Annotated in this window: 6 protein-coding genes; all 6 read right to left on the bottom strand. The window is 45.2% G+C overall.

Annotation, left to right across the window (positions count from 1 at the left end):
- Positions 1-61 precede the first annotated feature (61 nt).
- The 6 genes from QUB08_RS31185 to QUB08_RS31160 all read right to left on the bottom strand — a co-directional run bounded on the left by QUB08_RS31185 (position 62) and on the right by QUB08_RS31160 (position 5,429).
- A complete protein-coding gene (locus QUB08_RS31185) occupies positions 62-376 on the bottom strand; it encodes a transposase (RefSeq protein ID WP_333230093.1) in 315 nt (104 codons plus the stop codon).
- A gap of 96 nt (positions 377-472) precedes the next feature.
- Positions 473-943, bottom strand: coding sequence for a transposase family protein (locus QUB08_RS31180; RefSeq protein WP_333230091.1), 471 nt, complete (start codon positions 941-943; stop codon positions 473-475).
- A gap of 462 nt (positions 944-1,405) precedes the next feature.
- Positions 1,406-1,831, bottom strand: coding sequence for a hypothetical protein (locus QUB08_RS31175; RefSeq protein WP_333230089.1), 426 nt, complete (start codon positions 1,829-1,831; stop codon positions 1,406-1,408).
- A 426-nt stretch (positions 1,832-2,257) separates the two neighbouring features.
- Positions 2,258-4,453 (bottom strand): diguanylate cyclase domain-containing protein, encoded by a 2,196-nt coding sequence (locus QUB08_RS31170; protein ID WP_333230087.1) that lies wholly within the window; start codon positions 4,451-4,453, stop codon positions 2,258-2,260.
- The gene (locus tag QUB08_RS31165; protein ID WP_333230085.1) at positions 4,450-5,055 is read right to left on the bottom strand and encodes a chemotaxis protein CheC; all 606 of its coding nucleotides are present in this window, start codon (positions 5,053-5,055) and stop codon (positions 4,450-4,452) included. Before QUB08_RS31165 ends, QUB08_RS31170 begins: the two co-directional genes overlap by 4 nt.
- Positions 5,052-5,429, bottom strand: coding sequence for a response regulator (locus QUB08_RS31160; RefSeq protein WP_333164983.1), 378 nt, complete (start codon positions 5,427-5,429; stop codon positions 5,052-5,054). The genes QUB08_RS31165 and QUB08_RS31160 overlap by 4 nt, the downstream gene beginning before the upstream one ends.
- Positions 5,430-5,745: the final 316 nt, after the last annotated feature.

The following is a 5,745-nucleotide window of genomic DNA, read 5'->3' as shown; positions in this document are numbered from 1 at the left end:
TTGAGAGACCTGTTACGATGCTTGAACTTCTATCATCGAGAGGCTTTAAGTTCATCACGGTTTAGCCGACCAGTGCCGATTGACTTAAAACTGTAGCCAATTTAACCCGTTCCTCTTCTTTTAAATCTACACCATTTCTCAGGACAATAAATCTGCTACCTTTTCCTTTAATATTGCTTTGTATTCGGATTTTATTTAATTCCTCATTCACATATTTCATCACATGAAATCGGTCATACACCACAATCGCATTCGGAAAAACTTCTTGGATTACTTTGGGAAAACCACCCCACATATCTACACTCACTTCTAACACCTGAAGAGCGAACCTCAATCGGTTGCTGAAGAAGGACTTCCATGATACCTTGCTGTTCATGACTGTCGATCACTTCAATCAATTGACTTTGGTCAATATCGGAAACTACAGTCACAAAATCTTGATGCCCTTTTCTCATACTAATTTCATCGATACTCAGACGTTTAACCGCTCCCCATGAGGCTTTTTTACTTGTGAACGCTTATGATTAAAAATTCCTTGAATCTGATCCCAACTTAATTCTTCCTCTCGTTTTACCTGTTCCACTGTTGTCACCTGAACACGGTGATAAATATAATCCTCATATCGTTGAGTATAGCGCCGACCTTCATCAACAAAACACAGTTGCTCTGTGAAATATTTTTGACAATTTTTACAGTAGTATTGGCGACGAGGAATTTCCAATTCGATTAACTGACCTGAAATCGGTAAATCTCGAATCAAGATTGGACGAATCTGATGGAGTTCATCTGTGGACTTTTGACAGTGAGAACAAGTAGCATAATCCGTCCAAAAACCCACTTTTAAAATTGTTTTTTTATCATTTTTAATACATCTTTCAATCGTAATGTCTGGCAAATTGAGTAATCCGTCAAGATGGAAATCCATGAGCTTAGCCTCTAGCATAAAGTTCCTAAATTATACAGTTTCCACCGCAAACCCAGAAGAGCCGGCTAGTTCCTTCAAGATCGTAGCCTCCTTTTTTACAGTCTCGGAACATTTCTTCAATGCCCATCCGCTGCTTATAAGCATTGATTGCTGCTGGCAATGAACCCAAATCCGTGAGAATAAACCAAGCTTCTTTAACTTGATATTTCCCATAATTCCTTTTCCATTTACAAGCAAGCTCAAATCCGGTTAGAGGCCCGTGTTTTTCTCACTCTTTTTCCTTGGACATACAAAGAGATTCCTGGTACTATTCCTAGTTCATCTAACCGTTGCCAAATCCAATGTTCCATTTCGATACAATGATTCTTTTTAAGTCTTAAGCAAAAGGACACACCCTTTGATTTAAGCCAGTTTCCTCAATCAACAGAACAAAATTCACGGTCTCCTAAAACGATGACTTTACCCGTCTGAAAATAAGGGTCAAACTTGCTGTAAATTTGTTGTTTGCTCCTCCAAGTTACTGTTTCCTAATTTTGGCAATAATGACCAGTATAATGGAATTGCTCTTTTTTGCCAGATTAGGCTAACCATAAAAAGATTAATCCGCCCCCATTGACTGCGGTCAATTGCGATTGATAAATGAGTACCAATGGGGCAATAAGTAGTCAACCAATAAGTAATCAAGGGGAACCAAATTAATGAGATAGTTAAGTTTGGTAAATCCAGAAAACTTTGTATTTTTCTACGCCGACTTTCTGTTGTAATTGGATAAGGAAATACCCGTGCCAGTCGTCCTAATCTCACTTGTTTTTCTGATTGCATCACAGATAGCAAAATTGTCATTACAAGAAACTGAGCTTTCGTCAGTTGTTTTTTTAAATGAGTCTGGTAAAATGTTGGTATCATTATTTTTTGGATAGGCAAGCGTGTAACAATTATGCTGCCTATCTTTTTTTAGCATACATTGGCTCAATCCTCACCAACTCTGGGTTTCAGGCTGGTTGTTACCCCCCAGGAAATTACAAACAAGGGTAATTATTGTATCACTGTTTAACTGCACAATAGCTTATCCAACCCATCCTTATATTTGGGTTGATTTATCCTTGATTACAAATATTTCTAAATCCTAATTTATTGATTGGGTTCAACGATTAAATTGATCCAATAAATCAATTCCAACCCTTTTATTTTTATATATGAGCTGGCTTATTTCTTACTTCTTTAATCCGCAGAGTGACAGAAGAGGGATATCAGGGTTTGGCTCACGGGCTTACAGTGGCATTTTTTTGTGGAGTGGTATAACTACTCGGAATCAACAAATATTGCAATTCGTCAAGCGCTAGTCGGTGAGGGTAAATTAGTATTGGGTATAGAAAAATCTACAGGAAGTATCGAAGTGCCTGTGCCATTCGGCTTGCCAGCAGCAGGATCGGGCTGGTAAAGTTGGATACGATCGCGCCCAAGTCGTTTAGCTTGATACAGGGCTTGGTCGGCTGCGGCAATCAGAATTTCGGCTCCCGATTCAGATCCAGGAACAATACTCGCTACGCCCAGGCTGAGAGTGACGTACTCGCTCACCTGAGAACCAGCGTGCGGAATCTGCAAAGCTGCGATTTTGAGCTGTATGTGTTGGGCTACGAGCACTGCGCCTTGAATCGAGGTATTTGGCAAAATAACGGCAAATTCTTCACCTCCGTAGCGAGCTACTAAATCGGCGGGGCGATTGACTGCATTGGCGATCGCCCCGGCGACTTGTCGCAAACATTCGTCTCCGCCTTGATGCCCGTAAGTATCGTTGTAACTTTTAAAAGAATCAATATCGCACAAAATTAAGGACATGGGCGTTTGTTCCCTGGCTTGTCTGCGCCACTCTATTTCTAAATACTGATCGAACCGTCGGCGGTTTGCTAGCTGGGTGAGTGCGTCCGAAGTAGCCAAGCGCTCTAACTTGAGGTTGGCTGCTTGCAACTGCTGGTAGAGTTCTGCTTGCTTGATGGCGATCGCCAACTGGGTGGCCAGAGAAGACAGCAACTCTACTTCCAACGGCATCCACTGCCGGGGACTGCACTGGTGGGCCATCAGCAGCCCCCACAACTCCTCTCCTTGCACTAAAGGCACAACCAAATAAGCTCTCACCGCGAATTGTGCGAGCAAGTCAATTTGATATTGTGGCAAATCCGCTGCCAAAACATCGGCGATCGGTCGGATCGCTCGATGTTGGTACGCTTCGAGATAGAACTCGTCAAAACAGAAATTTTCCAGGGTTTCCCCCAACATCGGCTGGCAGTTGGGAGCTACAGATTCCACTGTCACCGCCCCCGTCGCCTGGCCGGCGCAGAGACTGCCGGTACAGGGGTTAAAGCGCACGATCATCACTCGATCGGCCTGAAGGAACTGGCGCACTTCTGTCACTGTCGTGCGGAGGACTTCGCCCAAATCAAGAGACTGGCGGATGTGCTGAGTAATCGTCGCCATCAGCAGTTCTCGTTCGTTTTGCTGCCGCAGCGCCTCTTCTGCCCGCTTATACTCGGTGATATCTTGAGCAGTGCCGAAAATTTGTTTGGGGCAGCCGTCGGCTGTGCGGGCGAAAACTTGGTCGCGGCAGCGAAACCACCGCCATTGGCCCGATCGATGTTTGAGCCGATATTCCAACTCCAAAATATGCCCGTCTTGAGTCGAGGGAAATTTTTTCTGGTGGGCTTTGAGCCTCGGCAAATCTTCTGGGTACACCAAACTCGAGTACAAAGCAGTTTGCATCTGTAAAATTTCTTGGGGAGTGTAGCCCAGCAATTTAGAAGCTTGACCGTTGACGTAGACGTTGCGCTGTTCGGTCAAATCGTAGATGTAGAGTAAATAAGGCGCCGCGTCAGCAATTTGCTGGATGAAATGCTGGCTTGATCGCAATTCTTCCTCCACCCGCTGGCGCACTTGCACTTCTTCCAAAGCTTGATCCCGCATTGTGCGGTAAGCTTGGATGCGGTGGGTGAGGTCAGTCACGTCTTGAATCACCAACAGCGCGTAGAACGATGGGGCATTGACCCCCGGCCATATTGATGACGAAGCTGAGGGTGGAGATTCGCTAGACAAAAAAGCACTTCTTGATGATCCGACTCCGACAGTACCGTCTGATTCCAACTCAAGAGTATGGAGAACCCAGTCTCTAATCTCCTGTTCTTCTATACCAGCCTCTTGAGCCGGCACAGCAGTCACAGTAGTTTGCTGAATTCGCTGCTGGCCGTCTTGCCAAGTTGCCGGAATCAGGTGTTTGTGAATTTGAGAAGAAAAAATTGTTGGCGGGCCTCCTGCAAAGATTTGCTTGAAGCGAGTGGCGTACTTTAACTGACTCAGGTGAGGAAAATGGGTTGTGATCTTTGTCCCCAATATTTGGCTGCGGGGAATTTTAGTCCACTCTTCCAGACAAGTGTTCCAAAACAGCACCACAAAATCATCTTGCAGCAAGCAGGCACCGACTGGTACGCTGTCGAGAACCCCAAACTTTTCCTTAATACTTTTGCTCTCCTCAATCATAGACCCCCGGCAAGTTGATTGATAGCAGTCAACAAGGTGTCAAAGGAATTAACATTGAAAATAAGAATGATATCTCCTTCAATGTGAAGCCTTTCAATCATGAAACTGGTCTGGGCTAATAAAACAACTGTATCAGTAGCTAAACCGCCAGATATCAGCAAATTAGCAATCGTCCCTTCGCTATAAGTGGGAATTGAGTAGTTCAGGCGCTGCTGAAGTACGTTGCTGATTGCACCCATGACCCCATTAATTACAATATTTCCCACTTCACTCAGCGTACCAATTTTGACTGAATCGAGATCGTGAGTTCCTTCTTCTCCTGTGAGCATCGTCACCAGCAGGGCAGCGCTGTTGGTGGGAAAGACTAGCTGGGCAATGCCTCCAAAGGAGCCTGTGAATTTGAGCTGGACGGCAGCGATTTGCTCGCCGTTGAGGTGCTGCTCTAACTCTTCTTCCAGGTCGAGGGGAGTCAGGATTTGAAGGTAGGGGATTTGCAAGCGAATCGGGGAGTCGATCATGTCGTTCAAAACCCCTGCGGCTTGACCGATCCCGATGTTGACGAGTTCCTGCAAAGCATCGAGCTGTCGAGTGCTTAATTTCATTGGGTGCTCTCCTCGCTGACACTGAGAGCTTTTTTGATCCACCCGATCAGTTCATCTGAGTTGGGCATTTTGTGAATGACTGCCAGGGCTCCGAGTTCCATGCACTCGGATCGGGTGCTTGCTTGGATGTCTGCGGTAATTACGATCACTGGAATTTTATATCCTCTATCGCGCATGGCTTGCAGGACTTCCCGACCTTCCATTTCTGGCATCAGCAGGTCTAAGAGCATACAGTTTGGGGTTTTAGTGCCGAGCAGTTCTAGAGCTTCTGGGCCGCTGGATGCTTCCCAAGTCTCGTATCCTTCTGCTCGCAGGATTTTGCAGATTACCCTGCGAGTCAACCACGAATCTTCGACAACGAGAATTGATGTCACTACGTTCTCCTCCTTCTATTGTTAGGACTGACCGGTATTGCAGGTACTGCTTTTATCTTGACATTAATTTAAAGTGCTGGGACGGTGTGCGATCGAGCTTCACTCGGAATTCCTGTTCTTAAAAACTAACGCATTAATGTGTTGGATAGTTTAGTATCTTGGACTATGTGAAGAAAAAACCCGGTTTCTGAATGAAACCAGGTTTGCGGGATCTCTATTGCTCCTAACAGGGGCGCTCAATCCCACATTCCGCACTTCAAAAGCACTACATAGTGTATCATACCCCGCCCTGGCATGAGTGAGTAAAAATACTTAG

The organism is Microcoleus sp. BR0-C5 (assembly GCF_036705045.1).
Classification (GTDB): domain Bacteria; phylum Cyanobacteriota; class Cyanobacteriia; order Cyanobacteriales; family Microcoleaceae; genus Microcoleus.
The sequence above is the reverse complement of the archived record's forward strand: the minus strand, read 5'-3'. Positions and strand labels throughout refer to the sequence as shown.